The sequence below is a fragment of the Ruegeria sp. CDSA221 genome, assembly GCF_059611825.1.
The window spans coordinates 35,345-60,730 of sequence record NZ_JBXWPK010000016.1; the positions used below are offsets into that span (position 1 = coordinate 35,345).

The 25,386-nt window shown below is 57.2% G+C and carries 29 protein-coding genes; 13 read left to right on the plus strand and 16 right to left on the minus strand.

Annotated elements, in window-relative coordinates; genetic code table 11:
* Position 1 precedes the first annotated feature (1 nt).
* The 8 genes from AC2FJ5_RS18555 to secG all read right to left on the minus strand — a co-directional run bounded on the left by AC2FJ5_RS18555 (position 2) and on the right by secG (position 6,448).
* Positions 2-715, minus strand: a complete 714-nt coding sequence (locus AC2FJ5_RS18555) for a transporter substrate-binding domain-containing protein (protein WP_271946303.1) — start codon at positions 713-715, stop codon at positions 2-4.
* Positions 716-748: 33 nt separating this feature from the next.
* Positions 749-1,525 carry an ABC transporter ATP-binding protein gene (locus AC2FJ5_RS18560; protein WP_496694986.1) on the minus strand — a complete coding sequence of 259 codons (777 nt, stop codon included), beginning with the start codon at positions 1,523-1,525 and terminating at the stop codon, positions 749-751.
* Between the two features lie 146 nt (positions 1,526-1,671).
* A complete protein-coding gene (locus tag AC2FJ5_RS18565) occupies positions 1,672-2,394 on the minus strand; it encodes a phosphate/phosphite/phosphonate ABC transporter substrate-binding protein (RefSeq protein ID WP_496751358.1) in 723 nt (240 codons plus the stop codon).
* A 5-nt stretch (positions 2,395-2,399) separates the two neighbouring features.
* Positions 2,400-2,837 carry a tellurite resistance TerB family protein gene (locus AC2FJ5_RS18570; RefSeq protein WP_142634608.1) on the minus strand — a complete coding sequence of 146 codons (438 nt, stop codon included), beginning with the start codon at positions 2,835-2,837 and terminating at the stop codon, positions 2,400-2,402.
* A gap of 20 nt (positions 2,838-2,857) precedes the next feature.
* Positions 2,858-3,307 carry a tellurite resistance TerB family protein gene (locus tag AC2FJ5_RS18575; RefSeq protein WP_142634606.1) on the minus strand — a complete coding sequence of 150 codons (450 nt, stop codon included), beginning with the start codon at positions 3,305-3,307 and terminating at the stop codon, positions 2,858-2,860.
* 103 nt (positions 3,308-3,410) lie between these two features.
* On the minus strand, positions 3,411-4,175 hold the full coding sequence (locus tag AC2FJ5_RS18580) for an isocitrate lyase/PEP mutase family protein (protein WP_142634604.1): 765 nt from the start codon (positions 4,173-4,175) through the stop codon (positions 3,411-3,413).
* 102 nt (positions 4,176-4,277) lie between these two features.
* Positions 4,278-5,921: a CTP synthase gene (gene pyrG / locus AC2FJ5_RS18585; protein WP_142634602.1), complete on the minus strand. Its 1,644-nt coding sequence runs from the start codon at positions 5,919-5,921 to the stop codon at positions 4,278-4,280.
* Positions 5,922-6,082: 161 nt separating this feature from the next.
* Positions 6,083-6,448 carry a preprotein translocase subunit SecG gene (gene secG / locus AC2FJ5_RS18590; protein WP_142634600.1) on the minus strand — a complete coding sequence of 122 codons (366 nt, stop codon included), beginning with the start codon at positions 6,446-6,448 and terminating at the stop codon, positions 6,083-6,085.
* A gap of 151 nt (positions 6,449-6,599) precedes the next feature.
* Between secG and nthA the strand changes: the two genes are divergently transcribed.
* The 5 genes from nthA to AC2FJ5_RS18615 all read left to right on the plus strand — a co-directional run bounded on the left by nthA (position 6,600) and on the right by AC2FJ5_RS18615 (position 9,973).
* Entirely contained in the window at positions 6,600-7,214 is a 615-nt protein-coding gene (gene nthA, locus AC2FJ5_RS18595) for a nitrile hydratase subunit alpha (protein WP_496690784.1), read from the plus strand.
* On the plus strand, positions 7,211-7,891 hold the full coding sequence (gene nthB / locus AC2FJ5_RS18600; RefSeq protein ID WP_496794281.1) for a nitrile hydratase subunit beta: 681 nt from the start codon (positions 7,211-7,213) through the stop codon (positions 7,889-7,891). Before nthA ends, nthB begins: the two co-directional genes overlap by 4 nt.
* A complete protein-coding gene (locus tag AC2FJ5_RS18605) occupies positions 7,884-8,219 on the plus strand; it encodes a nitrile hydratase accessory protein (protein ID WP_496700031.1) in 336 nt (111 codons plus the stop codon). Before nthB ends, AC2FJ5_RS18605 begins: the two co-directional genes overlap by 8 nt.
* 216 nt (positions 8,220-8,435) lie before the next feature.
* Positions 8,436-9,731: an adenylosuccinate synthase gene (locus AC2FJ5_RS18610; RefSeq protein WP_142634592.1), complete on the plus strand. Its 1,296-nt coding sequence runs from the start codon at positions 8,436-8,438 to the stop codon at positions 9,729-9,731.
* Positions 9,731-9,973: a DUF2842 domain-containing protein gene (locus tag AC2FJ5_RS18615; RefSeq protein ID WP_142634590.1), complete on the plus strand. Its 243-nt coding sequence runs from the start codon at positions 9,731-9,733 to the stop codon at positions 9,971-9,973. Before AC2FJ5_RS18610 ends, AC2FJ5_RS18615 begins: the two co-directional genes overlap by 1 nt.
* Before the next feature lie 113 nt (positions 9,974-10,086).
* Here AC2FJ5_RS18615 and AC2FJ5_RS18620 read toward each other — a convergent pair whose 3' ends face one another.
* Positions 10,087-11,682, minus strand: coding sequence for a hypothetical protein (locus AC2FJ5_RS18620; RefSeq protein ID WP_496794282.1), 1,596 nt, complete (start codon positions 11,680-11,682; stop codon positions 10,087-10,089).
* Between the two features lie 134 nt (positions 11,683-11,816).
* Here AC2FJ5_RS18620 and AC2FJ5_RS18625 point away from each other — a divergent pair, with 134 nt between their 5' ends.
* The gene (locus AC2FJ5_RS18625; protein ID WP_496794283.1) at positions 11,817-12,512 is read left to right on the plus strand and encodes a thiamine diphosphokinase; all 696 of its coding nucleotides are present in this window, start codon (positions 11,817-11,819) and stop codon (positions 12,510-12,512) included.
* Here AC2FJ5_RS18625 and AC2FJ5_RS18630 read toward each other — a convergent pair.
* The 4 genes from AC2FJ5_RS18630 to AC2FJ5_RS18645 are packed head-to-tail and all read right to left on the minus strand — an operon-like array spanning position 12,457 to position 15,927.
* Positions 12,457-13,371, minus strand: coding sequence for a DMT family transporter (locus AC2FJ5_RS18630; protein WP_496749152.1), 915 nt, complete (start codon positions 13,369-13,371; stop codon positions 12,457-12,459). The genes AC2FJ5_RS18625 and AC2FJ5_RS18630 overlap by 56 nt on opposite strands.
* Before the next feature lie 43 nt (positions 13,372-13,414).
* Positions 13,415-13,831, minus strand: a complete 417-nt coding sequence (locus AC2FJ5_RS18635) for a GFA family protein (protein ID WP_496794285.1) — start codon at positions 13,829-13,831, stop codon at positions 13,415-13,417.
* A 19-nt stretch (positions 13,832-13,850) separates the two neighbouring features.
* Positions 13,851-15,224, minus strand: a complete 1,374-nt coding sequence (locus AC2FJ5_RS18640; protein ID WP_496794286.1) for an L-serine ammonia-lyase — start codon at positions 15,222-15,224, stop codon at positions 13,851-13,853.
* A 1-nt stretch (position 15,225) separates the two neighbouring features.
* Positions 15,226-15,927 carry a glutathione S-transferase family protein gene (locus AC2FJ5_RS18645; protein WP_496794287.1) on the minus strand — a complete coding sequence of 234 codons (702 nt, stop codon included), beginning with the start codon at positions 15,925-15,927 and terminating at the stop codon, positions 15,226-15,228.
* A 167-nt stretch (positions 15,928-16,094) separates the two neighbouring features.
* Between AC2FJ5_RS18645 and rpiA the strand changes: the two genes are divergently transcribed.
* The 7 genes from rpiA to AC2FJ5_RS18680 all read left to right on the plus strand — a co-directional run bounded on the left by rpiA (position 16,095) and on the right by AC2FJ5_RS18680 (position 22,769).
* A complete protein-coding gene (gene rpiA / locus AC2FJ5_RS18650; protein ID WP_271946345.1) occupies positions 16,095-16,883 on the plus strand; it encodes a ribose-5-phosphate isomerase RpiA in 789 nt (262 codons plus the stop codon).
* Between the two features lie 3 nt (positions 16,884-16,886).
* Positions 16,887-17,423 carry a hypothetical protein gene (locus AC2FJ5_RS18655; RefSeq protein ID WP_496690777.1) on the plus strand — a complete coding sequence of 179 codons (537 nt, stop codon included), beginning with the start codon at positions 16,887-16,889 and terminating at the stop codon, positions 17,421-17,423.
* A 61-nt stretch (positions 17,424-17,484) separates the two neighbouring features.
* Positions 17,485-18,843 (plus strand): glutathione-disulfide reductase, encoded by a 1,359-nt coding sequence (gene gor, locus AC2FJ5_RS18660; RefSeq protein ID WP_496794289.1) that lies wholly within the window; start codon positions 17,485-17,487, stop codon positions 18,841-18,843.
* A gap of 72 nt (positions 18,844-18,915) precedes the next feature.
* Positions 18,916-20,058 (plus strand): FtsH protease activity modulator HflK, encoded by a 1,143-nt coding sequence (gene hflK, locus AC2FJ5_RS18665; RefSeq protein WP_271946353.1) that lies wholly within the window; start codon positions 18,916-18,918, stop codon positions 20,056-20,058.
* Positions 20,058-20,954: a protease modulator HflC gene (gene hflC / locus AC2FJ5_RS18670; protein WP_496700039.1), complete on the plus strand. Its 897-nt coding sequence runs from the start codon at positions 20,058-20,060 to the stop codon at positions 20,952-20,954. The genes hflK and hflC overlap by 1 nt, the downstream gene beginning before the upstream one ends.
* Positions 20,954-21,148: a DUF2065 domain-containing protein gene (locus AC2FJ5_RS18675; protein WP_142634568.1), complete on the plus strand. Its 195-nt coding sequence runs from the start codon at positions 20,954-20,956 to the stop codon at positions 21,146-21,148. The genes hflC and AC2FJ5_RS18675 overlap by 1 nt, the downstream gene beginning before the upstream one ends.
* Positions 21,149-21,278: 130 nt before the next feature.
* Positions 21,279-22,769 (plus strand): Do family serine endopeptidase, encoded by a 1,491-nt coding sequence (locus AC2FJ5_RS18680; RefSeq protein WP_496690773.1) that lies wholly within the window; start codon positions 21,279-21,281, stop codon positions 22,767-22,769.
* Between the two features lie 214 nt (positions 22,770-22,983).
* Here the strand turns inward: AC2FJ5_RS18680 and AC2FJ5_RS18685 are convergent, their stop codons facing one another.
* From AC2FJ5_RS18685 to AC2FJ5_RS18695, 3 genes are all read right to left on the minus strand, one after another.
* Positions 22,984-23,652 (minus strand): Crp/Fnr family transcriptional regulator, encoded by a 669-nt coding sequence (locus AC2FJ5_RS18685; RefSeq protein ID WP_142634564.1) that lies wholly within the window; start codon positions 23,650-23,652, stop codon positions 22,984-22,986.
* Positions 23,653-23,793: 141 nt separating this feature from the next.
* Positions 23,794-24,399: an inner membrane-spanning protein YciB gene (locus AC2FJ5_RS18690; RefSeq protein WP_142634562.1), complete on the minus strand. Its 606-nt coding sequence runs from the start codon at positions 24,397-24,399 to the stop codon at positions 23,794-23,796.
* A gap of 17 nt (positions 24,400-24,416) precedes the next feature.
* On the minus strand, positions 24,417-25,319 hold the full coding sequence (locus AC2FJ5_RS18695) for an EamA family transporter (RefSeq protein WP_496794290.1): 903 nt from the start codon (positions 25,317-25,319) through the stop codon (positions 24,417-24,419).
* Positions 25,320-25,386: the final 67 nt, after the last annotated feature.

A 25,386-nucleotide genomic window follows, 5' to 3' on the forward strand; every position in this document is an offset into this window, starting at 1 on the left:
ATTAGAAGGTCGAAGACACTTCCCATTTGGTGATCAGCTCGTTCAGGCTGCCGTCATCCTTCATGGATTGGATGGCTGCGTTGAGCTTTTCTTTCAGCTCACCGTCGGATTCACGGACGCCAATGCCGACGCCACCACCCAGCGGGACCTCATCGGCCACAAAGCGCAGATCTGCGTCTTCGTCGACGATCGGGGCAAGGAAGGATTTGTCGGCCAGAACCGCATCGGCCTCACCGTTGCGTACGGCAGCGATGGTTTCCTCGGGGCTGGCGAACTCGACCAGGGTCGCGCCGGATTCGGCGATATAGCCAGCCTGAATGGTGCCGGTCTGTGCGGCGACCACACCACCTGCAACATCGGCGTCATCCGACATTGCTACATAGGCGGAGGGATCCGGCGGTGTGTAGTTCTGGGTAAAGTCGATGACCTCGTCACGCTCGTCGGTGATCGACATACCAGCGATGATCACGTCGTAGTTGCCCGAGACCAGGTTCGGAATGATCGAATCCCAGTCGTTCTTGACCCACTCGCAGGTCAGGTCTGCGCGTTTGCACAGCTCGTCACCCAGCTCGCGCTCAAAGCCGTCGATCTCACCTGCGTCATTGACGAAGTTCCAAGGTGCATAGGCGCCCTCGGTCCCCATCCGGATGGTGTCTGCCATGGCCATGCCCGCGCTTAGCGCAAGGGCCGCAGTGGTCAGGATCAGTTTTTTCATTGGATACTCCCCAGTTTTGGTTCTGATCTGAAGTTATGCCGCCTGAGTGGCGGAAAGAAAGCCCTGAAGCCGTGGAGATTCAGGGGTAGTAAAGAGATCTTCAGGCAGGCCTTCTTCTTCGATGAGGCCCTGGTGAAGGAAAACGACATGGCTAGAGATATCAGCGGCCATTTTCATGTCGTGGGTCACAATGATCATGGTGCGGCCTTCTGCAGCCAGGTCTTTGATCACCTTGATCACTTCTTGTTCCAATTCGGGGTCCAGCGCCGACGTGGGCTCGTCAAACAAAAGCGCCTCGGGCTCCATGCACAGCCCCCGCGCGATCGCGGCACGCTGTTGCTGGCCACCAGACAACTGTGCGGGGTAGGCGTCGCATTTGTCGCCAATACCAACTTTTTCAAGGTATCTGCGTGCGCTGTCTTCAACTTCGTTTTTGTCACGGCCCAATACCGTTACAGGTGCTTCCATCACGTTCTGCAGGATGGTCAAATGAGCCCACAGGTTGAACTGTTGGAAAACCATCGACAGGTTTGTGCGAATGCGCAGAACCTGTTTTGCATCTGCAGGCCGGCGCGTGTGGCTGTTACCGGACCAACGAACAGGTTCACCCTTGAAAAGGATTTCGCCCTGCTGGCTGTCTTCCAACAGGTTGCAGCACCGCAATAGAGTGGATTTCCCAGACCCCGAGGACCCGATCAAAGATACAACATCGCCCCGTCTGGCAGTGATATCCACACCCTTCAGCACTTCCAGATTGCCGAAACTCTTGTGTAGGTTCTTGATCTCAATGACGGGAGTTGAATCTGTCACGGTTGGTCCAGGTGTTATTGGTGTTGGTGCGGTACTAGGGCTTAAAAATCAGATCAATGCAATGCGCAAATGACAGAGTAAGCGGGTGATTCCGTCAATTTGACGAAGCGTTCTGGTCAATTTGATCATGAATTATCCATCGCAGTTTACAATTTCGACGGATTTGGGACGCGCAGATAATCTTTGGCAGGAATAGAGATCAGGTCATGCAGGTGCAGAAGGTTCCGATCTTGCGGTGACATGGTTTTAATCGCGTTGCGAACTGCGCGTGCGATCTGAGCGGCGTCCTGATCCTTCGCTGTGATATAAGGTAGCGCGGGGGTTGGGGTTGTTTCGGCGACCTCACGCAGAGCTTCTGGAAGGTCGGAATGGACCTTCAGCATCTCCCATGTCAGTGCATCCAGCGCGGCATAATCGGCACGGCCCTCGGAAATGGCTTGAGCAGACAGCGCATGACCACCGGATTGCAGAACCGACGATGGTGTTCGGTGGTATCGTTCAAGGTGAACCATTGGGGCGGCCCATCCGGATTGCGACAGCGGTTCATTATAGGCAAAAACACCATCGGCCAATTCATCAAGATCGCGGGGGTCGTGGCGGCGGGCTACAAAAACCGACCGGTAATGGCCAGGTGGGCAGCCAGGCAACGCGTAATCCGGCGTTCCAACCAACTGCACCTTGCCATGCAGCCGGGTGCGAAAGGGCATGCCGCAGGTCTGGGCAAAAACCAGATCCGGGTCCAACCAGACATCCCAGACATCCCGGTCTCGGTTTAGGTTTGCGGGGCCATAGCCAAGGTAATCCCGAATCGATGCCCAAAACCGATCATTCGCAGGGCGCAGCGCAGGCATGTCGTACATGCCCAGCATGGCTATCAAGATTTGGCAGCCTTTTGACGGGCCATTGCAGAGTCGACATCACTGATGCCCAGCAGGCTGACGACCAGTCGCAGTAAGGAATCCTCTTCACCCGTGCGGTGCCCATCCGCCAGAGCGACCGACCACAAGGCCTGAACGACTGCCAGGCGGTCGTCATAGGCAACGGCCTCTTTGATTGCGCGAGTGAACCGTACGGTGTCCGGTGCTTCGGCCTCGAGATCTTCGGCGCGGGCGCGCAGGCCGGCGGCTTCGAACGGGGATAGGTCATAGCGTTCAACCGAAATCCGGTCGATTCGCGCCATTTCACTGTCGGCATAGTCGTTGTCAGATCGGGCAACGCGCACCAGCAGGGCCGTCAAGGCCAGTCGAGCATCGTCATCGGTGAAAGGGGCGGGCTGAGGCTGGGTCAGTCGAGACAGAAAATCACTAAACATGAGACAGGTATAGAGAGGCCTTACGCCTCTTCCAAGCGTCTTTGCACACGCTTTCTGGCGGTCTTGCTGTCGTTAAAGCTCAGACCCATGGCGATGCGGGCTTCTTCGACGATTTTCATCTCGCCCTCATCTGTATTCCCGTCGGCCAGAACCACCTCCCAGAGGGCATCCAAAGCGGCCAAGCGCTCGTGCAGGTCCGTGGTTTCCCGGATCAGCTTACCGAACGTGTCCGTTTCCGGTGCGGCTGCGTGCAGTTTCTCGCAGGTGGCGCGGACCTTTGCGGCTTCGATCGCGTTATGTTGATAAAGTCGGGCGAGGATACGGTCGATCAGGCTGATCTCTTCCAGCTTATAATCCCTGTCCGCTTGTGCAACGCGCACCATAAGCGCCCCGAGTGCAAGTTCAGCGTCTGGGTCGGGCAGATTGTCGTGTTGTGGCGGGCGGAAAGCCTGAAAGAGTTTTTTCAACATGGTCAGAGATTATTCCATATTTGATAACCCGCCAAGCACGGACTATCGCGCAAGGCTCAGAATGATCAAAAGACCGCCTGCTAGAGCCGGATAGCGCGCTGGGTCAGAGTACCTTTCGCGCTTCGTCTTGCAGCCAGGCCAGCATTTTCCGATAGGGTACAGGGCCATAGCTTATACGCGCGACTCCCAGCCCAGCCAAAGTGGCGGTGTCCGGTGTGCCGGGTAATGCTATGATATTTAGCGGCAAGTCGATTGACTCTACCAACCGGGCAATCATGGCCTGATCCCGTAGGCCGGGGGCAAAGAATCCGCTGGCCCCTGCATCTGAATAGGCTTGTGCTCGGACCATTGCCTCTTCCAGCATCGCATCATCATGGGTTTCGGGCTGCGCCTTCAGGAAAATGTCGGTCCGCGCGTTGATAAACGCAGGAACGCCCGCCGCATCGCAACCTTCACGCATCGCGCTGACACGGGCGGCCTGAGTTTCAATATCGTACAACTCATTTGATCCGATGATCTGGTCTTCGAAGTTGAAGCCGACAACGCCGGATTCAAGGGCCAGCCTGACATTGGCAGAGATACCCTGAGCATCAGCCGCATACGCACCTTCGAAATCCAGAGTAACCGGAAGATCAACGGATTCGACAATCCGGCGAGCATTGTCCAGCGCGGCCTGCATCGGGATGTTTTGGCCATCGCTGAACCCTTGTGCCATCGCAACAGGAGCGCTTCCAGTGGCAATGGCTTGGGCGCCAGCGTCGCGCACGGCACCGGCACTGCCAGCATCCCAGATATTGTACAGGATAACCGGTTCGCCCTTTTTGTGCAGGGCCGCGAATGTCAGTGCATTGGTGATCTGATCGGTCATGGACGGTCTCCTATCTCTGAGTTGCGGACAGTTAACCGTGCAAAGGGTCAGCGCGTACAGTCTTTTCGCGCTGACCGATACAATCTGCTTTCGTGCCTGGTGTCAGACCAGACGCGAGGTGTCCTTGGCAGCGCGCACAAAGTCGCGGAACAAAGGATGCGGGTCGAACGGCTTTGATTTCAGCTCGGGGTGGTACTGGACCCCAATGAACCACGGATGATCCGACCACTCGACGATTTCTGGCAACCGGCCGTCGGGGGACATGCCTGAGAAATTGAGACCAGCTTTTTCCAGCTTGTCGCGGTATTTGATGTCCACTTCATAGCGGTGGCGGTGGCGCTCCTCGATGGCGGTACCGCCATAGACTTCGGCCACTTTTGACCCTTCGGCCAGAACCGCGTCATAGGCGCCCAGGCGCATGGTGCCGCCCTTGTCATCACCGACTTTGCGTTCGACCTTGTGATTGCCCTGCACCCATTCTTTCAGGTGATAGACCACCGGTTCGAAACGTTTTTTACCGGATTCATGGTCGAATTCCTCGGACCCGGCCTCTTTGATGCCAGCGGCATTTCGCGCGGCCTCAATTACGGCCATCTGCATGCCCAGGCAGATGCCCAGGTAGGGCACTTTATGTTCGCGGGCGTATTGCGCAGCCTTGATTTTGCCTTCGGTACCGCGCTCACCGAATCCGCCGGGCACGAGGATCGCGTGGAAGCCTTCCAGATGCGGGGCGGCCTCTTCGGTATCGAATACCTCGGCATCGACCCATTCGACCTTGACGCGGACACGGTTGGCCATCCCGCCATGGGTCAGCGCCTCGGCTATCGACTTATAGGCGTCTTCCAACTGGGTGTACTTACCGACGATGGCGACCTTCACTTCGCCCTCGGCATTGTGGATGCGATCACTGACGTCTTCCCATTTGGTCAGATCGGGCTTGGGGGCAGGGCTGATCTGGAAGGCATCCAGAACCGCCTGATCCAGTCCCTCGCGGTGATAGGCGAGCGGAGCATCGTAGATGGTGCTGAGGTCCTGCGCAGCAATCACGCTATCGGGGCGGACGTTACAGAACAAAGCCAGCTTTTCACGCTCCTTGGTCGGGATCGGGCCTTCGGACCGGCAGACCAGAATGTCGGGGGCGAGACCGATCGAACGCAGCTCTTTCACCGAGTGCTGGGTCGGCTTGGTTTTCAATTCGCCCGAGGCTTTGATGTAGGGCAGCAGGGTCAGATGCATGAACAGGCACTGCCCGCGCGGTTTGTCCTGGCTGAACTGGCGGATGGCTTCAAAGAAGGGCAGGCCTTCGATATCGCCCACGGTGCCGCCAATTTCGCACAGCATGAAATCAACCTCATCCTCACCAATGGCGATGAAATCCTTGATCTCGTTGGTGACGTGCGGGATCACCTGAATGGTCTTGCCGAGGTAATCGCCACGGCGTTCTTTTTCCAACACGTTGGAATAAATCCGCCCGGAACTGACCGAGTCGGTTTTGCGCGCGGCTACGCCGGTAAAACGTTCGTAATGGCCAAGGTCCAGATCGGTTTCTGCCCCGTCATCTGTAACGAACACTTCGCCATGTTCAAAAGGCGACATGGTGCCCGGATCGACATTCAGATAGGGGTCCAGCTTGCGCAGACGCACCGAATATCCGCGGGCCTGCAACAGCGCGCCCAAAGCCGCCGAAGCCAATCCTTTGCCCAAGGATGAAACCACACCACCAGTGATGAAAATAAAACGCGCCATGTTTTTCGGCTGCTCCCCGTGAGACGTCAATATCAGCTGCCCGGCGGTTCAAGAAAAACCGCTGCATCACGGGACTTCACGTATAAAGGATTCGCGCCAATAGCGCAAGAGAACCGCAAGATGCTGTTGCAGTTCTCTTTTCGGTTTCTAGGTTTTGTGTGTCAGTTGGCCTGCGGGATCAAAGGCGCGTTGTCACCCTGTGCCGGAGGCAACAGGTCATCCGCCGACGGAATTGCCGGTGTGCTTTCTTCGGTCGCGGCCGGTGCCTGTGTCCCAATCCGGTCGAGCACAGAGCTGCCCGAGGATTTTTGTGCCGCCAGAATGGTCAGCGTGATCGAAGTGACGATAAAGCACGCGGCTAAAATCCAGGTCACCTTGCCCAATGCTGTTGCAGCCGACCGGCCAGCCATGGCACCGCCTCCGCCGCCACCCATGCCAAGGCCGCCGCCTTCGGACCGCTGCATCAGGACGACGGCGATCAGGCCCAAAGCCAGAAGAAGATGGATAATGAGAACGACGTTTTCCATGGTGGTCCTGTACAGCGTGGCGTGTATCGCGAGGTACTTATGCAAGTTTGGTTCCGGGGGCAAGTCACGAGTTACCATCACGCCAAGTGATCTTCGGGATCACAGCAAAGAGACTGGACAGGCAAGGGGATGGTAAAGCAGGCTGCGACCCATGCCACATGACGATCCCGACCATCCGCACGCCTTATTGCCGCCTGAACCCGCCCTTCGCGTCAAGGCGCTGGAAACGATTCTGACCCGCAAGGGTTTGATCGACCCGGCCGCTTTGGATGAGATCATCGACACTTACCAAAACAAGATTGGCCCGCAGAACGGTGCCCGGGTTGTTGCCAAAGCCTGGACTGATCCGGCCTTTAAGGCAGCACTGCTTAAGGATGCAACGCCCGAGGTGGCAAAGCTTGGCTTTTACGGTCGGCAAGGCGAGCACATAGTTGTTGTCGAAAATACCCCTGATCTCCACAACATGGTCGTTTGCACGCTGTGCAGTTGCTACCCATGGCCTTTGTTGGGGATCCCGCCGGGGTGGTATAAATCGGATGCCTATCGTGCACGGGCCGTGCGTGAGCCGCGTAAAATTTTGTCCGAGTTCGGAGTTTCTCTGGCGGATGAGACAGCCGTGCGGGTTTGGGATTCAACGGCCGAGATACGCTATCTTGTTCTACCCATGCGCCCCGATGGCACCGATGGGATGACCGAAGACGACCTGACCGCGCTTGTGACCCGTGACAGTATGATCGGAACCGGCCTGCCAAAGGTGCCGTCATGACCCGCGTTCACGATATGGGAGGACGGTTCGGCGACGGTCCGGTGATCCCCGAATCCCAAGATGCAGCGATTTTCCCAGAAGAATGGCACGGGCGCGCATTGGCACTGACATTGGCTGCCGGGTTTCTGGGACAATGGAATATCGACATCTCGCGCCATGCACGCGAACGACTGTCGCCCAAAGACTATGTACGATTCTCTTACTACGAAAAATGGGTGTCAGCACTTGCAGATCTGTTGGTAGAGCAGGGGGTCCTGACTTTGGAAGACCTTCTGGGCCAAGGAACGGATGCTTCACATCCTTTGGCTTCCCGCGCGCTGACAGCCGGGGCGGTAGAGGGCGCACTGTCCAAAGGCGGTCCGGCTGATCGACCCTCGAATATCGCGGTGCAGTTTGATCCCGGCCAAAAGGTGCGTACAGTACGACCGGCTGCCAACCGCCTGAAAAACGGTGGTCATACCAGGTTGCCATCTTACGCTTCTGGCGCTTGCGGTCGGATATTACGCCTGCATGGGACGCATGTTTTGCCGGATTCCAATGCTCATGGTCTGGGAGAGGCACCTGAACCATTATATGCGGTTGCATTCCCAGCCTCTGAGCTTTGGGCCGATCCCGAGAACCGAAATGACGAGGTCATATTAGATCTGTGGCAAAGCTATCTGGTGCCCGATGAGTGAGTGTAACGCACAGCCATTACCCGAGCTGGCATTCGCAGAGCCCTGGCATGCACAGGTCTTTGCGGTCACGGTCGCGCTGAATGAAGCGGGACGATTCGAATGGTCGGAATGGGCCGATCGGTTTTCGAAGATGCTAAAACGCCATGGTCTGAGCAAAGAGCTGAATGGTGGCAACGACTATTTCCATGCCTGGCTGGAAACACTCGAGGCCTTTTTGGCCGAAATGGGTGACGCGAACCCAAGTGATGTCGCTGCAGTCTCGTTGGATTGGGAGAAGGCCTATCTGACGACTCCACATGGTGAACCCGTTCATTTGTCGAATGGCTAGAAAGGGGGCGCTGCTCCCGCCGCGGCAAGCCGCGACTCCCCCGAGGTATTTTGAGCCAGATGAAGCAAGGGATCCTCTCTTCATCTGGCCAAAAATACCTCCGCCGGAGGCACCACGCACAGCGTGGTTATGATCTGCGGCGAATTATCGGTTTCCCTGTCGCTGACACATCGCTATACGAGCCGGGTTTGATATCTCAGCGCAAAAGGACCAGATATGGCCAATGTGGTTGTTGTCGGCGCCCAGTGGGGTGACGAAGGAAAAGGCAAGATCGTCGATTGGCTCAGTGAACGGGCCGATGTGATCGCGCGTTTTCAAGGCGGGCATAATGCCGGTCATACGTTGGTAATCGACGGTGCCGTCTATAAGTTGCACGCTCTGCCATCCGGTGTGGTACGTGGCGGCAAGCTGAGTGTCATCGGCAATGGCGTTGTTCTGGACCCCTGGCACCTGCTGAAAGAGATCGCAACGATCCAGGCGCAGGGAGTCGAGATATCGCCCGAAACGCTGATGATCGCAGAGAACACCCCGCTGATCCTGCCCATCCACGGTGAACTGGACCGCGCACGCGAAGAGGCGGCAAGCAAAGGAACCAAGATCGGCACCACCGGTCGTGGAATTGGCCCCGCATATGAAGATAAGGTTGGGCGGCGTTCTGTGCGGGTTGCTGACCTGGCAGACGAAGCGACCCTTGAGGCACGCGTAGATCGCGCGCTGCAGCACCATGACCCGCTGCGCAAGGGATTGGGGATCGAACCCGTGGACCGCGATGCACTAATTGCTCAGCTGAGGGAAATTGCGTCCGAGATTCTGCCTTTCGCAGCACCCGTTTGGAAAGTACTGAACGAAAAGCGCAAGGCTGGTAAGCGTATTCTGTTTGAAGGCGCGCAGGGTGCCCTTCTGGACATCGACTTTGGAACCTATCCGTTTGTGACCTCGTCCAACGTGATCGCCGGTCAGGCGGCGACCGGTGTCGGCATCGGGCCAGGCTCGATTGATTTTGTCCTTGGCATCGTAAAGGCTTACACGACCCGTGTGGGTGAGGGGCCGTTTCCAACCGAATTGGATGATGCGGATGGCCAGCGTCTGGGTGAGCGTGGGCACGAGTTTGGTACCACCACCGGGCGCAAGCGGCGTTGCGGCTGGTTCGATGCCTGTCTGGTGCGCCAAACCTGTGCCACTAGCGGCGTAAACGGTATTTCGCTGACCAAGCTGGACGTGCTGGACGGATTCGAGACGCTGAAAATCTGTGTTGCCTATGACCTTGACGGTAAGCGTCTGGATTATCTTCCCACTGCAGCCGATCAGCAGGCACGATGTACTCCGATCTACGAAGAAGTGCCTGGTTGGAGCGAATCCACCGAAGGCGCGCGCAGCTGGGCGGATTTGCCCGCAAACGCCATCAAATATGTGCGTCGGGTCGAAGAGTTGATCGAATGTCCGGTTGCATTGCTGTCTACTAGCCCAGAGCGGGATGACACCATTTTGGTGACAGACCCGTTTGCTGACTGATGGCCGGCGAACAGAAAAATGGCCTGAGCTATAAAGCGCGTCGTCGTTGGTCGATGGTGCTGCTGCTGATTGGCCTGCCGGCTTATATCGTTGCGGTGGTGACGGTGATAAACTGGTTGGACCGGCCACCAATTTGGTTGGAACTTCTGGTATACGTAGCGCTCGGCATTTTGTGGGCTCTGCCTTTCAAATTCATCTTCAAAGGTGTCGGAAAAGAAGATCCTAACGGATCCTCTGACTGAGCGGCCTATGCCGGGCTCATCCTGCGGTGGGTTCATACGCCTGCCCACAAAAGAACGCCCAATGAAAAAGGGCCGGAGTTGGTCTCCGGCCCTTCTTTCTTTTCGGTTTGAATTCAGCCTGCGGCGCGTTCATCTCCGTCAGGGCGGAACCCTATCTCGTCCGAAGCCGCAAACCGACCTCCGCCAGCTTTCTCAATCTTGCCATCGCGCAGCAGTTGCCCGAATGAGCGCAGGCTTTCCTCGCGATTAAAATCGTCCTGCTTGAGAGAACGGATCTTGTTCATCAGTTGCGGGCGCGAGAACTGTTCCTGTCCTTCGATGAACGACAGATAAGATGCCGCAGCTTCCAGCAGGTCCGGCAGAGATTGTGCGCCCTGTTCCTGCGCATAGTGCGCAAAGCCGCTTTCCTCGATCGGAAGACCCAGCGGTTTGGATTTTACACGGCGCGGAGAAATCGGCCCCATTTCATCCTCGTCTTTATTGTCGATGCGCTGTTCAGCAACCAGCTTGAGGGGAGCGGCAGGCTCTACCTTGGGACGGGCAGTTGTAACATTGCTTTCGGGGCGGCGCGGGCTGATCTGCTGAGCCTGATTACGGTTCAGCGCATCTGCACGATCAGCATTGGTTGCGGCCACTGCATTGCGCAGACGGGAATATGTCTCGCGCTGAGTGGCAGTCGCGGGATCATCCATCTGTTCGACCGCCTTTTCCATCAGGCGAGAAACGTCCTCGTCCAGGTTCGGTTCCTCAGGCAGAGGCTCGGATGCACGGGCGGACAACACGGCTTCGACGCTGGCGATTTCGTCAAGCAGAGTTTCCTCGTCTTCTTCGGTCAAATAGCCGGCAACCTCTTCAGGTTCGTCTGCGTCCGCCGAAATGTCTTCTGTCAGGATATTGTCGATTTCGTCGCTCTCGGCTTCGTCCGTCTCGGCACTCAGATCCGAAAACAAAACCTCTTCTGCCTCGACAGTGGACACATCGTCGGCGATGGGTGCGACATCAATTTCTGGCACGGCGGGGGTCTCTTGGGCCGGGCCTTCGATCTCTGCCTCTTCCGCGGCGGGTGGGGGCATGTCAATCTGAGGTTCGGGCTCAAATTCCTGAGCTGCTTCAACCACTGCATCGGCCGCGGGGGATTCGACCAGATCTGTGGGGGTCAGAGTTCCGGCCTGAAAGGCAGCCGATACGGCATCAGTTGGGCCGGTTTCGGATTTCATCAGGGGCGAATCTTCATCCTCGGCGTAGATCACCGAGTTTTCTTCGCTATGAGAGACTACCGCCCGGATCCGTTGCAGCTTTGCGGCGATACTATCGGCGGCGGGTTCGGGTCGACCCTCAACCGGCTCGGCCTCTGCGATGGGCGCGGACTGTGAGGGGGCAGCGGTATAGGCTGGAGCACTCGGGGTACTGGGCGGGGTCATGGGCGCGGTAGAAAGGGACGGTGAAGCGGCACGGTCTTGCGCCCGCAGAAGCAATCCGTTTTCGCTCTGGCTGGCTTCGACTTTACGCGTCGCATCTCGCTGAGCAATGCGGGTCAGCATTTCGGCGTCTGGTTGCGGGGGTTCGGACCCAAAATACCTGTCATCCGCTGCAAGGTCGCGGAAGTATTCGGCAATCGACTTCATCGTTTCAAAAGAATCGTCAAATCCTTCCAAAGTGCACGAGAAGGTTCCGTAGGAAACTGTCAAAACCTTGTTATTCTGTACCATCAGACGTACGTCCTCTACAAACTACACGAGCCATCAGCCCGGTCGTGGGCAGAGCTATTGGCTCAGAACTTTGTCCATGAACCTATCATTTTGTGGTCTCAATGTGTCAAAACCCGGAAAAAATGATCAATCTCATGAAAAAGACGCGAATTGTACGTTCGAAAGAGTCAATCACGCTGGTTGGAAGCGGTCAAATTGGCCCTGAAGATTTGGATTTGGCGTTGATTCGCACAAAGTTGGCCGTCGCCGCGGATGGTGGGGCGGCAAGTTTGTTGGAAATTGGGCGTACTCCAGACGCTGTTATCGGTGATTTTGATTCGCTCGATTCGGATCACAAAGATCAGATTCCGCTGGATCGACTGTTTCCAATTAGCGAACAAAACAGCACGGATTTCGACAAGGCCCTGCGCAGTGTCGAGGCGCCGTTGGTGATTGGGGTCGGTTTTCTCGGGGGGCGTTTGGATCACCAGTTAGCAGCACTCAACGTCTTGGTTCGCAGGCAAGATCAGCCCTGTATTCTGATTGGCGAAAGTGAGATTATCTTTCACGCACCCCCCAAAATCTCGGTTTCTATGGCGCCTCGAGATGTCGTCTCATTGTTTCCATTGCAGCGTGTATCAGGGCAAAGCCGCGGCCTTGAATGGCCAATCGACGGTTTGGTGATGGAGCCGAACGGCGCTGTCGGAACGTCCAACCGCGCATTGGGCTCGGTTGAATTGCGTATGGATGGGCCGGGCCTTTTGGTAATGTTTCCCAGGGCGATGCTGGATCAGGTCATGCAGGCGCTTCTGTCGGGGCCGTCCGGGCGCTGGCCCGCTCACGCAGAATGACATAGAGGCCGGCGGCGATGGTGATGCAGATGCCCAAAGCGGCGACACCGTCGGGCAGGTCGTGAAAGATCAGCCAGCCAAACACCGTAGCGACCGGGATTTCGAGATACTGCATCGGGGCCAATGTTGCAGAGGGTGCATATCGCAGCGACCAGGTCATGAACAGATGTGCGACCGTGCCGAGAAGCCCGATTGCAAGCAAAAGCCAGACATCGCCCAAATTCGGAGCAATCAGGGACAGCTCCCAGATTCCGGCGGGTGTTCCCACCAACAGGGCAGGCAGTAGGATGACAGAGGCTATGACGCCTGACACGGCCTGAAGCGCAATGGGATCTGTAGCTTTTGCAATTTGCCGGGTCACGAGCATGAACAGGGCAAACACCACCGCGACGACAAGTGGAAGCAAAGCCGCATATCCGACCTCGGCAAAGCTGGGTTGAATGACAAGCAATGTACCACCAAAGCCCACAAGGCACGCAATCAGGCGTCGCTTGCCGACTTCTTCCTTTAGTACCAGTTTGCCAAGAAGCAACATGATAAACGGCATAACAAAGGCGATGGCCACAGCGTCGGCCAGCGGCAGGTATTGCAGGGCAGAGAACATCGCGGCGATGCCGACGATGTGCAGCAGGGTTCTTATGACAGCCAGGCGAAATATACGCCCCTGCATGCGCCAGGGTCTGCCGGTCCAGACGACCAGCGGAACCAACAACATGGCTTGAATGGCAAACCGGACAAAGACCAGCATTCCAAGCGGCACGGTTTCACCCAGTAATTTGGCGACCGCATCCCCCAAGGGTGCAAGCGCGCAAAAGCCAAGCATCAGCACGATGCCAAAAACGGGACGGTCCTGTGTCATGATGAGACGCTAGCGATTTGATTGAACCGGGGAAAGGCGAAAGCTAGGGGTCGGGCAGCGGTTGTACTTTGGTGTAGTCCGGGCCGATGCAGATCGGCAGCCCGTCATCCAGTTTCAGCCAGCCCAGCTGCTCTTCATGCGCGACATGCAGCGTAGGCTGCAGTTGGTTAGGGTCGTCCAGAAGGGCCACATACAGATGCATCACACCGGACATCGTGTCGGACCGGAATGAGATCGGCGAGCCGCAATCAGGACAAAAGCTGCGTTCTACGCCAGGTGAGGATGCGAATGTCTTTGGTGCCTGGCCGGTCCAGGTCAACTGTCCGTCGCAGACCCCGAAATATGCCGTCATCGGGGCCGCGCATTGTCTGCGGCAACTGTCGCAATGGCAGATCACACAGGACAGAACAGGCGGGTCCACCTGAAATGAAATTTTACCGCAAAGACAATGGCCTTCCATTTCGCTTCCCCGCGTTGCCTCAGCAATTCGGCACGTTCACCGCCAAACCGCCCAATGACGTTTCCTTGTATTTTTCATGCATGTCATGCCCTGTCTGACGCATGGTTTCGATGACGGCGTCCAGTGGTACGAAATGGTGACCATCTCCACGCAGGGCCAAGGAGGCCGCTGATACCGCCTTGATCGCACCCAGCCCGTTGCGTTCGATACAGGGTACTTGAACCAGCCCGGCGACAGGATCACAGGTCATGCCCAGATGATGCTCGAGAGCGATCTCGGCGGCATTTTCCACCTGTTCCGACGTGCCGCCCATAACCGCGCACAGCCCGGCTGCAGCCATGGCCGCGGCGCTGCCGACTTCGGCCTGACACCCGGCCTCGGCGCCCGAGATCGAGGCGTTGTATTTGACCAGCCCTCCAATAGCGGCCGCAGTCAGCATGAAATCTTCGATGTGGTTCTCTGAAGCACCGGGTACATGGTCCAGATAGTAGCGCATTACCGCTGGAAGAACCCCGGCAGCACCATTGGTGGGGGCGGTCACCACCTGACCGCCAGCTGCGTTTTCTTCGTTCACGGCCATGGCGTAAACGCTCATCCAGTCGTTGATCGTGTGGGGCGCGTTCAGGTTCATGCCACGCTCGGCCATCAACGCGTCATGGATGCCTTTGGCGCGACGGCGCACGTTCAAACCGCCTGGCAGAATACCGTCGGTGGTCAGACCGCGCTCGATACAGTCGTTCATGACCTGCCAGAGGCGCGCAGTGCCTTTGGCAAAACTGTCTGCACAGCCGCGCGCGATCTCGTTGGCGCGCTTCATCTCGGCGATGCTTTTGCCGCTGGTTTTGGCCATGTCCAACATCTCGACCGCCGATTTGAAAGGAAAGGGCACCGGTGCGCCTTCATCTGTTGCCTTGCCTTGGGCCAGTTCTTCCTCGGTCAGAACAAAGCCGCCACCGATCGAGTAATAGACCTGCCGCAGGATCACGTCGCCCTGTGCGTCCGTGGCCATCAGGACCATACCGTTAGCATGGCCCGGCAGATTGTTTTCATAGTCGAAAACCAGATCGGCCTTGGGATCGAACTGCAGCGTGGGCAATCCTTCGGGGGTCACGCTGTGGGTCTCACTTATGCCAGCCAGTGCGGCCTCGGCCCGTTCGTGATCATATGTGTCGGGCACAAATCCGGCCAGGCCCAGGATCGTGGCGCGATCGGTTGCGTGGCCGACACCGGTAAAGGCTAGCGACCCGTGCAGCGACCCGCGCAGCCCTGAAAATTCGAACGGAGAGGCGCGCATCATGTCCAGAAACCGCGCGGCAGCAACCATTGGTCCCATCGTATGGGACGAGGACGGGCCAATGCCCACTTTGAACATATCGAAGACAGACAGAAACATATCAGGTAGCAAAGCCTTCCGGTGGGTTAGCATAGGTTGGTGAGGTAAAGGGTGTAACCCCTAAACCCTCGGCCGCGATTGCGGCACGTGTGGCGGGGCGCGTCTCCAACTGCATCAGCATTCGCTGCAGATGCGGCGTGTCAGCAATCTGAAACCAGCTGCGATCAGCCTTCGCAGGATAGAGCGCCATCCAGCGCATCTGACAGGCCAGATAATAACTCAGGACCGATGGTATGTCCGGGCTCAGCCAGGAAGGCGCGCTTTTCGCAACTTCGTCAAGCAGGCGCAAGTGCTGGCGCAAACGAGGGCGGATACCGGCGCGCAAAGGATTGACCTGCGCTGCGTCTATATATTTTTCGGCATAAAACAGAATACGCAGATCAGCGTGCAGCGTATTGGAGGCAAAGAACAGCCACTTCAGAAACGCGGCGCGGTTGCTGTCCATGGGGGTAGGGGCCAGCCGGCCATGCGTATCCGCCAGCCACAACAAGATAGCAGCGGTTTCGAAGATCGGCCCCTGTGGTGTTTCCAATACCGGGATCAGCCCATTGGGGTTCAGCGCGCGATATTCCGGGCTGTCCTGTGCGCTTTGGCGGCGGTCTACCAGAACGGTTTCATAGGGCAGGCACATCTCTTCCAGCGCCAGCCGGATGACCAGCGAAGCATTGTCCGGGGCATAGTGCAGGCGGTAAGGCGTGTTCATGCGAACTATGTATACCTCACGTATGTTTTCAACAGACCTGATTGCGACGTTTCCCATAGGAAACGCGTAGTTTCGCGACATGTTGGTCTACCGATCCGGACAATTCTCTCTCGCAGTTGTCGTAGGCATTCCGTATAAGTTCCGCAGCAAATTAGGGGGATGCTGAAATGGCCGGTGATCTGTCGCCCATCGACACTGCAAAATACGTCGCAGCACGCCGTGCGGCTGACATGGTGCAGAATGGGATGCGAGTCGGCCTGGGAACCGGATCGACCGCTGCATGGATGGTGCGTCGGCTGGGGGAACGGGTCAGAGAAGAAGGTCTGGCGATCAAGGGTGTTCCGACATCGACCCGGACGGCCCAACTGGCCCGCGAACTGGGCATTGAGGTTGTTTCTCTGGATCAGGCGGGATGGCTGGACATCACCATCGACGGAGCGGACGAATTCGACAGAGAGCTTAATCTGATCAAGGGCGGCGGCGGCGCGCACCTGCAGGAAAAGATCGTAGCCACGGCCAGCGACCAGATGGTGGTCATCGCCGATGCCGGCAAAGAGGTCGAGACTCTGGGTGCCTTCCCATTGCCGGTCGAGGTGATCCCCTTTGGCTGGCAGACCACACGCACCCTGATCGAAGAGGTGCTGGATACCATGGATGTTCTCGGTACCCGCTCGGCACTTCGCATGAACGGAGAAGCGCCGTTTGTCACGGATGAAGGCAATCACGTGCTGGACCTGCATCTGCAACGGATCGGAAATCCAAGGCAGATGGCGCTGGTGCTGAACCAGGTGCCCGGCGTGGTCGAGAACGGGTTGTTCATCGACATTTGCGACAAGGTCGTGATCGGTTATGGAGATGGCCGGGTCGAACTGCGCGACATCAACGAGGGAACGGTGGAACTGGACGAGTTGTTCGATGGCGGCAAAGACAACCTGTTCACGGATTTGGCGGATTAAGGTATGAGCACCTCTCCGGTTGCTGAATACCGCGAAACCGAAGCAGATTTGGCTGCGCGAGCCAGGACGCTAAAACGCAACCTGATAAAGATCGGGATTGCGGCTGTGGTGGCGGCGTGGGGTTTTGTTTCCGCGGGGTGGACAGGTGGCACGCTTTTCACATTGGTGCTCGTTGTCCTTACTTCCGTCGTGTTGTTCATGAACTATCTAGGTTCACTCAAGGTGCCGTCGCTTGTGGCCCTAGTGGACTCTGGTGGATCGAAGCTCCGCACGCGTAGAGGAATGATCCAAGACATTGTTTGGCCTGATGTACGCTACATTGATGCGTTCGACGAAACCGAGCAAAAACGACGCCCTATTTTTTTTGTTAGCTTCAACAAGTCAGATGGCGGGCATGAGTGTTTACCCCTTCCGTTGCAATCCATGCCGAAACCCATATCTGAGTGTTTCGTAGAGACGATTGAGCATTATCGACCAAATCTGTATGCGTCTTGGCAAGATCAACTGTCCCAGTGGTCCAGTCTGGGCCGTCATGAGTGACCGGGTACATCATTGATGATGGCTCGATAGCGTTGTCAGAAAACTGAAAGAGGCACTGTAAATGAGCTTTGACTATGATCTTTTCGTCATCGGAGGCGGCTCGGGCGGGGTCCGGGCGGCGCGTGTGGCGGCTGGCGAAAACGGGGCCAAAGTGGCGTTGGCGGAAGAGGATCGCTATGGCGGGACCTGCGTGATCCGCGGATGTGTCCCCAAAAAGCTGATGGTTTTTGCCAGCGAATTCTCTGGCATGGTCGAAGATGCGCAGGCCTATGGCTGGGACGTCAAACCCGGTGCATTTGACTGGGATTTCTTTCGCGGCAAACTCCATGCCGAGCTGGACCGGCTGGAAGGCATCTATCGCAACATCCTGAAAAACAACGGCGTCGAAAGCTTTGATCAGCGTGCACACGTGGTGGACGCACATACCGTCGAGCTGGCCGATGGCACCCGCATGACGGCCAAGCATATTCTGGTGGCCACAGGCGGACGCCCTGTTGTGCCCGAGTATCCGGGCTCGGACCTGGCGATCACCTCGAACGAGATTTTCCATCTGGAAAAATTGCCCGGAAGCATCCTGATCGTTGGTGGCGGTTATATCGCCAGCGAGTTTGCAGGAATCATGAACGGCATGGGCGTGAAAACCACCCAGTTCTACCGCGGTGCGCAAATCCTGCGGGGCTTTGACGAAGAAGCGCGCGGTCTGATCAGCGAAGAGATGTGCCAGAACGGCATCGATCTGCATCTGGGCACCAATGTGCTTGAGATGGCCAAGGACGGCGACAAGATTCGCGTAAAGGCCACCAATGGCACGGAACAGCTGTTTGACGTGGTCATGTATGCCACTGGTCGCGCGCCCAATGCCGACAATCTGGGGCTTGAGGCCATCGGCGTTGAACGCGGCCGCAAGGGTGAGATCATCGTGGATGATTACAGCCAGACCGGCGTGCCCTCGATCTATGCGATTGGCGACGTGACGGATCGGGTAAACCTGACTCCGGTAGCGATCCGCGAGGGGATGGCTTTTGTCGAAACCGTATTCAAAGGCAACCCGACACCTGTGGATCACGACCTGATTCCAACTGCGATTTTCACGCAGCCGGAATTCGGCACGGTGGGGTTGAGCGAAGAAGACGCTGCAGCCCAAGAGCCGGTCGAGATCTATGCAACCTCGTTCAAGCCGATGCAAAAGGCATTCGCAGGTGGCACGCAGCGGGTTTTGATGAAACTGATCGTCTCTCAGGCCACGCGTAAGGTGCTGGGCTGTCACATCGTGGCGCCGGGCGCCGGCGAGATGATTCAACTGGCTGGCATTGCCGTCAAAATGGGCGCAACCAAGGAAGATTTCGACCGCACCGTTGCAGTTCATCCGGTCATGGCGGAAGAACTGGTAACAATGCGTCATCCTGTGCGTACGGCTTGATTTGCAACCGCGCGCACACAAGTTACAAGGGAACCCGTGATCACACGGTTCAACACAAGGGAATAGATAAAAATGGCGGGCAACAGCGGCGGCCCCTGGGGGGGCGGAGGCTCTTCTGGCGGCGGAGGAAATCGGGGTGATAACGGGGACGGGCGCAAGCCCCCTGAAAACGAGGGCCCGCAGATCCCCGAGATCGACGAGCTGATGAAAAAAGGCCAGGAACAGCTGCGCGTCCTGATGGGCGGCGGCGGTGGCGGCCGTGGTAGCAATGGTTCGGGCGGTGGCGGGGGTGGTCCCATCTTTACCAAAGGGACTATTGCCATTGGGTTGGTGGTGGGTGCAGTCCTTTGGGGGGCGGCCAGCTTTTATACGGTAAAGCCGGAAGAACAGTCGGTAGAGCTGTTTTTGGGTGAATTTTCAAACGTTGGAAATCCCGGTCTGAACTTTGCGCCTTGGCCGTTTGTAACTGCCGAGGTCATTCCTGTGACCCGCGAGCAGAACGAAGACATGGGCGGAGCCCGTGGTAGCGATGATGGCTTGATGCTGACAGGCGACGAAAATGTTGTCGATATCGACTATCAGGTGGTCTGGAACATCAATGACCCGGCCAAGTATCTGTTCAATTTGCGCGACCCGCGCCAGACGATCCGCGCCGTGTCGGAATCGGCCATGCGCGAGATCATTGCACAAAGCGAGCTGGCACCGATCCTGAACCGAGATCGGGGTGTGATCGCTGATCGCTTGCAGGAATTGATTCAGTCGACGATGGACAGCTATGATTCCGGCGTGAACATTGTGCGTGTCAACTTTGACAAAGCCGACCCGCCACAGGACGTAATCGCGGCCTTCCGCGACGTTCAGGCCGCCGCACAAGAACGTGACCGTCTGCAGAACGTCGCCGACGCCTATGCCAATAAGGTACTGGCCGAAGCACGTGGTGAAGCCGCGCAAGTTGTGGAAGAGGCCGAAGGATATCGCGCCCAGCAGATCAACAGTGCTCAAGGTGAAGCCAGCCGCTTTAGCGCGGTTCTGGAAGAATACTCCAAAGCGCCGGATGTAACGCGCAAACGTTTGTATCTGGAGCGGATGGAGCAGATTCTGGGTGATGTCGACAAGATCATACTGGACGAAAACTCGGCCGGTCAGGGACAGGGCATTGTGCCGTATCTGCCGCTGAACGAACTGCGCCGCAATCAATCGGGGGAGAGCAACTGATGCGTAAGTCACCCATTATCCTCATCCTTGTGGTGATCCTCGGCGTTGTTGCGCTGTCATCGATCTTTATCGTGGACGAACGCCAGCGCGCATTGGTTCTGCAATTCGGCCGTGTGGTCGCGGTTAAGGAAGAGCCTGGTCTGGCGTTCAAAATTCCACTTATTCAGGAAGTTGTCCGTTATGACGACCGTATCCTGTCCATCGACGTTCAACCGCTTGAAGTGACGCCGTTGGATGATCGTCGTCTGGTAGTCGATGCCTTCGCACGGTACCGGATTTCCGATCTGAACCAGTTCCGCCAGGCGGTTGGTGTCGGTGGTATCCCGGTTGCCGAGGATCGTCTGGACCGCATCTTGCGCGCTGAAACCCGCGAAGTTCTGGGTTCAGTTTCGTCCCGTGACATCCTGAGCTCGGACCGGGCTGCACTGATGCTGCGTATCCGCAATAGTGCGATTGCCGAGGCACTTGCGCTGGGTGTGACCGTCATTGACGTGCGTCTGAAAGCGACCGATCTGCCGCAGGCCAACCTCGAAGCGACGTTTGACCGGATGAAGGCCGAGCGGGAGCGGGAAGCTACAGACGAACGTGCCCGTGGTAATGAGGCGGCACAGCGCGTACGTGCCCAGGCCGACAGGACCGTTGTCGAACTGGTGTCGGATGCGCGGCGTGAGGCTGAGATCATTCGCGGTGAGGCTGACGCCGAACGCAATGCGATCTTTGCCGAAGCTTACGGTGCGGACCCTGAATTCTTCGAATTCTATCGTTCGCTGACCGCCTATCAGAATGCTTTGCAGGGCGGTAACAGCTCGATGGTATTGAGCCCGGATTCCGAGTTCTTCAACTATCTCAAATCACCCACCGGCCGGGGCCAATCGGCGGGGCAGGCGTCTGAATAATGGGTATGATCCTTCTGGCCTTTGGGCTGGTGTTGATTGTCGAGGGGCTGGCCTATGCGCTGGCCCCTTCGCTTATTGAACGTATGCTAGAGGCGTTGCGGTCTATGCCAGAGCAGGCACGTCGGCTTGCAGGATTGTTATGTATGGTGGGAGGTCTCGTGTTGCTATGGGGTGCATATCAGGTCGGGTTTTGAACAACGGCTACACTTCATGGTGATTTCCCCGCGATCCTCAGTTGCGGGCAAGGACAAACCAGCTACATTGGATATCAAGAAGGGCCGCCTGCGGGCGATCCAGATAGTGTTGACGACAAGGAGTTCCCACGTGCAGTCACAAGCGCGCAGTATATCCGTCCGGCGGGACGACGTTGTTGGTTTCATGCGGTTGATGTGGCTGGCCTTTGCCGGGATGCTGCTTGTATTGGCGCAGTCAGTGGCCGCACAGGCGCGGGGCGAAAGCCTGGCTCCGCTGGCCGATAAGATCAGCCCAGCGGTGGTCAACATCACCACTTCGACACTGATTGAGGGACAGACCGGCCCGCAGGGGATCGTTCCCGAGGGCTCTCCGTTCGAAGATTTCTTTCGCGAGTTTCAAGACCGTAACGGGGAAGATGACAACCGCCCGCGCCGCAGCAATTCGCTGGGCTCGGGGTTTGTGATATCCGAGGATGGTTTCATCGTTACTAACAACCACGTTATTGCCGAGGCTGATGAGATACTGGTCGAATTTTTCCCGGGCGACGGTCAACCGAAGAAAGAACTGCCTGCGAAAGTGATCGGTACGGATGAAAAAACCGATATCGCCCTTTTGAAGGTCGAAGCCACCGGGCCGCTGAAATACGTCAAGTTCGGCGATAGTGACATTGCGCGCGTTGGCGACTGGGTGATTGCGATGGGCAACCCGCTGGGGCAAGGGTTTTCGGTTTCGGCGGGGATCGTCTCGGCGCGGAACCGCGCGCTCAGCGGATCTTATGACGACTATATCCAGACCGATGCTGCGATTAACCGGGGGAACTCGGGCGGGCCGCTGTTCAATATGGATGGCGAGGTGATCGGCGTGAATACGGCGATCCTGTCGCCGAATGGCGGTTCGATCGGGATTGGCTTCTCGATGGCCTCGAATGTGGTGGTCAAGGTTGTCGACCAACTGCGCGAGTTCGGCGAGACCCGCCGCGGTTGGCTGGGTGTCCGCATTCAGGACGTGACCGAGGATATGGCCGAGGCGATGGGCCTGGACAAGCCGGGTGGCGCACTGATCAGCGATGTACCCGAGGGCCCGGCCAAAGAGGCTGGCCTGTTGGCCGGTGACGTGATCCTCAGCTTTGATGGTGTCGAGGTCGATGACACCCGTGGATTGGTACGTCAGGTTGGTGAGACAACGGTTGGCAAGTCGGTCCGTGTGGTGGTGCATCGGGATGGCAGCACGCAGACAGTGCTTGTGACTCTGGGCCGCCGCGAAGATGCCGAGCGGGCCGAAAGCGAAGAGGGTGAAGCCGAAGAAGCCCCGGTTGAGGAAAATGCCGATATTCTGGGGCTGACGATATCGCCCGTGACTGAAGCCCTGCGTGCTGATCTGGGGCTGGAGCCGGATACTGAGGGGCTGGTTGTGACCGAAGTGGACGAGGCGTCAGAAGCCTATGCCAAGGGTTTGCGCGCCGGTGATCTGATCACCGAGGCTGGCCAGCAGAAGGTCACTGCGATTTCTGATCTCGAGGACCGAATGGAAGAAGCCCGCACGGCCGGGCGGAAGTCACTGCTGCTTTTGGTGCGGCGCGGTGGAGATCCACGCTTTGTCGCGCTGAGCCTTGAAGAGTGATCTCTTAGGTTGAACAAACAGAAAGGCCAGGGCACCTGCTCTGGCCTTTTTCTGTGCTGAAAAAAGATGAGCCACACGCCGGGGAAGGCGTATGGCTCTGGTACAGGGAGAGGTCAGTGGACAGATATCGGGGATGATTCTCTGACCTCCTACGGTAACAGTTCCTAACGTAATCTTAATGCGATCCGTCGTATGTGAAGCAGGTCACAACAGGTCAAATGAGGTCGGAATCCGCCAGTTCCCGCAGTGCCTCAAAATCATGGATCATCAGGCCGCCCCGCGAAGCTTCGACAACCTTGTCGCGTTTCCAGGTTGAAATTGTCTTTGAGACAGCTTCGCGCGTGGCACCAACGAATTCGGCCAGCTCGCTTTGGGACAGGGTAATGCGGGTGGTTGGATCGTCTTGAAGGTTGGACAGATGCAGCAGTTTGCGCGCAAGCCGGATAGGCATCGGCAAAAAGACCTGTTCATTCAGTTGCGACCCCATCCACCGCATGCGCAAACCGGCCAGTCGGATCATATCCACCGCAAGGTCAGGATGTTGGCGGATCTGGTTCATGACATCGGACCTACGCACACGCAGCACCCGAGAGGCCTCGGCCGCGGCCACGGTTGCGGTGCGGGGGCCATTGTCGAACAAGCCGATTTCACCAAAGACCTCGCCAGGCTTCATCAATGTCAACGAGAGTTTTCGACCGCTCATCGCCAAGAAGGACACCTCTAGCGTGCCGGCAAGAATGGCATAGAGGGCATCCCCTTCATCCCCTTGTTCGAAAAGGATATCACCAGGTTCGAGAGAAATCTCTGTCGCCTGTGCCGAGAGCATTGATCTCAGCCGGTCTGAAGCTTCGGATAGAAAGCCACTATTTGGGAAAGCCGTCATTTGGTGTGGTGCTCCGGCGGGAAAAGGTGAGTGGTGACACAACTTTTCATAGCCCAAGCGTTTAGCCAAGGATTTTGTTAGGTTTTAGGGCTCCCGCGCTTCACGGAAAAGTCATCCGAAGGGCGGTTGAGGATTTAGCCGTCATTGATGATCGGGATCATCCATATAGCTTTGCAACAGGCTGAACTGCAGCATGAGGAACGCCATAAGGGCAATGGGGAATCCGAAGGTCTCAATCTTGACCCACAGGTCAGTCGACATCGTGCGCCACACGAATTCATTTGCGACGGCCAGAACAGCAAAACACGCACACAGACGACGGGTCAGGATCATCCAGCCTTCGTGTTTCATGGGCAGCATCTCGTCCAGAACATAGGCAAGATAGGATTTCTTTTGCAGCAGCCCGATCCCCAGGATCAGAGCAAACAGGCCATAAACAAGCGTGGTTTTCATCTTGAAGAACCGCTCGTCATTGAACCAGGCGGTCAGGCCGCCGAAGAAAATGACCATGAAAGCTGTGAATATCTGCATCCGGCTTAGCTTGCCGGTCAGGTACCACAGGATGCCCATTGCCCCCAGCATCAGCGGCACAAAAATGATCGTGGCAATGATAAAGCCGGAATACTCGATGCCGCCGATCATAAAGCTGTCATCGCGCAAGCGCAGGTAGATGAAGAAAAAGGCTAGCGGAGGCCCCAGTTCCAGCACCTGTTTCAGAAATGGATTTATGTCGGTCTTGCCTGTCATGTCTCTTGTCCTGCTGCTTACCCGCCCATTTCAACTATTACAGCGCCGAGTGCAATCAATGCCATCAGCGCGATCCGCCTTGGGCCGACGGTTTCTTTCAGAACCAGCCAGCCGATCAGGGCGGCAAAGACGGTGGAGGTTTCCCGCAGAACGGCGGCTTCGCCGACCTTGTCCAACCGCGTGGCCAGCATGATGGCCCCGAAAGATAGAGGGGCGATGATCCCGCCGGCGATGCCGCGCAGCGCCAAGGGTCCCAAGGCCGGGCGATGGGCCATCGCGCGCCAGCGAAAGAACGCATAGATCGGCATCGTCGCCCCGTCGATCATGAAGAACCAGGCCAGAAAGGTGAACGGATCGGCCGTCGCACGAATGCCATAGGCGTCATAGGTGGTATATAACGCCACAAACAGGCCGGTTGCGAGGGCCAAGGCTAGGGCGATCCCAAGCGTTTCGCGGTTGGTTTCTAGAAACCGCAGATTATAGGCCGCAAGCCCGAATATCCCGGCCAGCAAGACCGCGACACCAAACCATTGCGTGGCAGAGAAGGTCTCGCCAAACAAAAGATAGGCGCCGAAAACGGTGAACAGTGGTCCGGTGCCGCGCACGACGGGATAGACCACCGTGTAAGAGCCCTTGGTATAGGCCATTGCCTGCAGGGTCTTATAGGCGATGTGGATCAGCCAGACGGTGGCGAAGATTGGCCACATATAGGGCTCGGGCCAAGGCACTACAAAAAACGCGAAAGGTGCAGCTAGAAGACAGTAGCTGGTGTCTATGGCCCCGCGGGACAGCCACGGGTCGTGACGGCCCTTTTGTAATGCTCCGAACACCGCGTGCAAGAAGGCGGCCATCAGCGCGAGCCCAAGGGCAAGGTCATGGCCCTTGGGCGTGCCTTCCAGAGAGATGAGCCAGTCGCTCAAGACATCGACCTTTCGCGGGTGGAGAGGGTGGGGGGCTGTCTGCCCCCCACACCCCCGAAGATATTTT

Coding starts and splice junctions, on each gene's coding strand:
- AC2FJ5_RS18555 (WP_271946303.1), bottom strand. CDS start 715: ATGAAAAAACTGATCCTGACCACTGCGGCCCTTGCGCTAAGCGCGGGC.
- AC2FJ5_RS18565 (WP_496751358.1), bottom strand. CDS start 2,394: ATGCTGGGCATGTACGACATGCCTGCGCTGCGCCCTGCGAATGATCGG.
- AC2FJ5_RS18570 (WP_142634608.1), bottom strand. CDS start 2,837: ATGTTTAGTGATTTTCTGTCTCGACTGACCCAGCCTCAGCCCGCCCCT.
- AC2FJ5_RS18575 (WP_142634606.1), bottom strand. CDS start 3,307: ATGTTGAAAAAACTCTTTCAGGCTTTCCGCCCGCCACAACACGACAAT.
- AC2FJ5_RS18580 (WP_142634604.1), bottom strand. CDS start 4,175: ATGACCGATCAGATCACCAATGCACTGACATTCGCGGCCCTGCACAAA.
- pyrG (WP_142634602.1), bottom strand. CDS start 5,921: ATGGCGCGTTTTATTTTCATCACTGGTGGTGTGGTTTCATCCTTGGGC.
- secG (WP_142634600.1), bottom strand. CDS start 6,448: ATGGAAAACGTCGTTCTCATTATCCATCTTCTTCTGGCTTTGGGCCTG.
- nthA (WP_496690784.1), top strand. CDS start 6,600: ATGCCACATGACGATCCCGACCATCCGCACGCCTTATTGCCGCCTGAA.
- nthB (WP_496794281.1), top strand. CDS start 7,211: ATGACCCGCGTTCACGATATGGGAGGACGGTTCGGCGACGGTCCGGTG.
- AC2FJ5_RS18605 (WP_496700031.1), top strand. CDS start 7,884: ATGAGTGAGTGTAACGCACAGCCATTACCCGAGCTGGCATTCGCAGAG.
- AC2FJ5_RS18610 (WP_142634592.1), top strand. CDS start 8,436: ATGGCCAATGTGGTTGTTGTCGGCGCCCAGTGGGGTGACGAAGGAAAA.
- AC2FJ5_RS18615 (WP_142634590.1), top strand. CDS start 9,731: ATGGCCGGCGAACAGAAAAATGGCCTGAGCTATAAAGCGCGTCGTCGT.
- AC2FJ5_RS18620 (WP_496794282.1), bottom strand. CDS start 11,682: ATGGTACAGAATAACAAGGTTTTGACAGTTTCCTACGGAACCTTCTCG.
- AC2FJ5_RS18625 (WP_496794283.1), top strand. CDS start 11,817: ATGAAAAAGACGCGAATTGTACGTTCGAAAGAGTCAATCACGCTGGTT.
- AC2FJ5_RS18630 (WP_496749152.1), bottom strand. CDS start 13,371: ATGACACAGGACCGTCCCGTTTTTGGCATCGTGCTGATGCTTGGCTTT.
- AC2FJ5_RS18635 (WP_496794285.1), bottom strand. CDS start 13,831: ATGGAAGGCCATTGTCTTTGCGGTAAAATTTCATTTCAGGTGGACCCG.
- AC2FJ5_RS18640 (WP_496794286.1), bottom strand. CDS start 15,224: ATGTTTCTGTCTGTCTTCGATATGTTCAAAGTGGGCATTGGCCCGTCC.
- AC2FJ5_RS18645 (WP_496794287.1), bottom strand. CDS start 15,927: ATGAACACGCCTTACCGCCTGCACTATGCCCCGGACAATGCTTCGCTG.
- rpiA (WP_271946345.1), top strand. CDS start 16,095: ATGGCCGGTGATCTGTCGCCCATCGACACTGCAAAATACGTCGCAGCA.
- AC2FJ5_RS18655 (WP_496690777.1), top strand. CDS start 16,887: ATGAGCACCTCTCCGGTTGCTGAATACCGCGAAACCGAAGCAGATTTG.
- gor (WP_496794289.1), top strand. CDS start 17,485: ATGAGCTTTGACTATGATCTTTTCGTCATCGGAGGCGGCTCGGGCGGG.
- hflK (WP_271946353.1), top strand. CDS start 18,916: ATGGCGGGCAACAGCGGCGGCCCCTGGGGGGGCGGAGGCTCTTCTGGC.
- hflC (WP_496700039.1), top strand. CDS start 20,058: ATGCGTAAGTCACCCATTATCCTCATCCTTGTGGTGATCCTCGGCGTT.
- AC2FJ5_RS18675 (WP_142634568.1), top strand. CDS start 20,954: ATGGGTATGATCCTTCTGGCCTTTGGGCTGGTGTTGATTGTCGAGGGG.
- AC2FJ5_RS18685 (WP_142634564.1), bottom strand. CDS start 23,652: ATGACGGCTTTCCCAAATAGTGGCTTTCTATCCGAAGCTTCAGACCGG.
- AC2FJ5_RS18690 (WP_142634562.1), bottom strand. CDS start 24,399: ATGACAGGCAAGACCGACATAAATCCATTTCTGAAACAGGTGCTGGAA.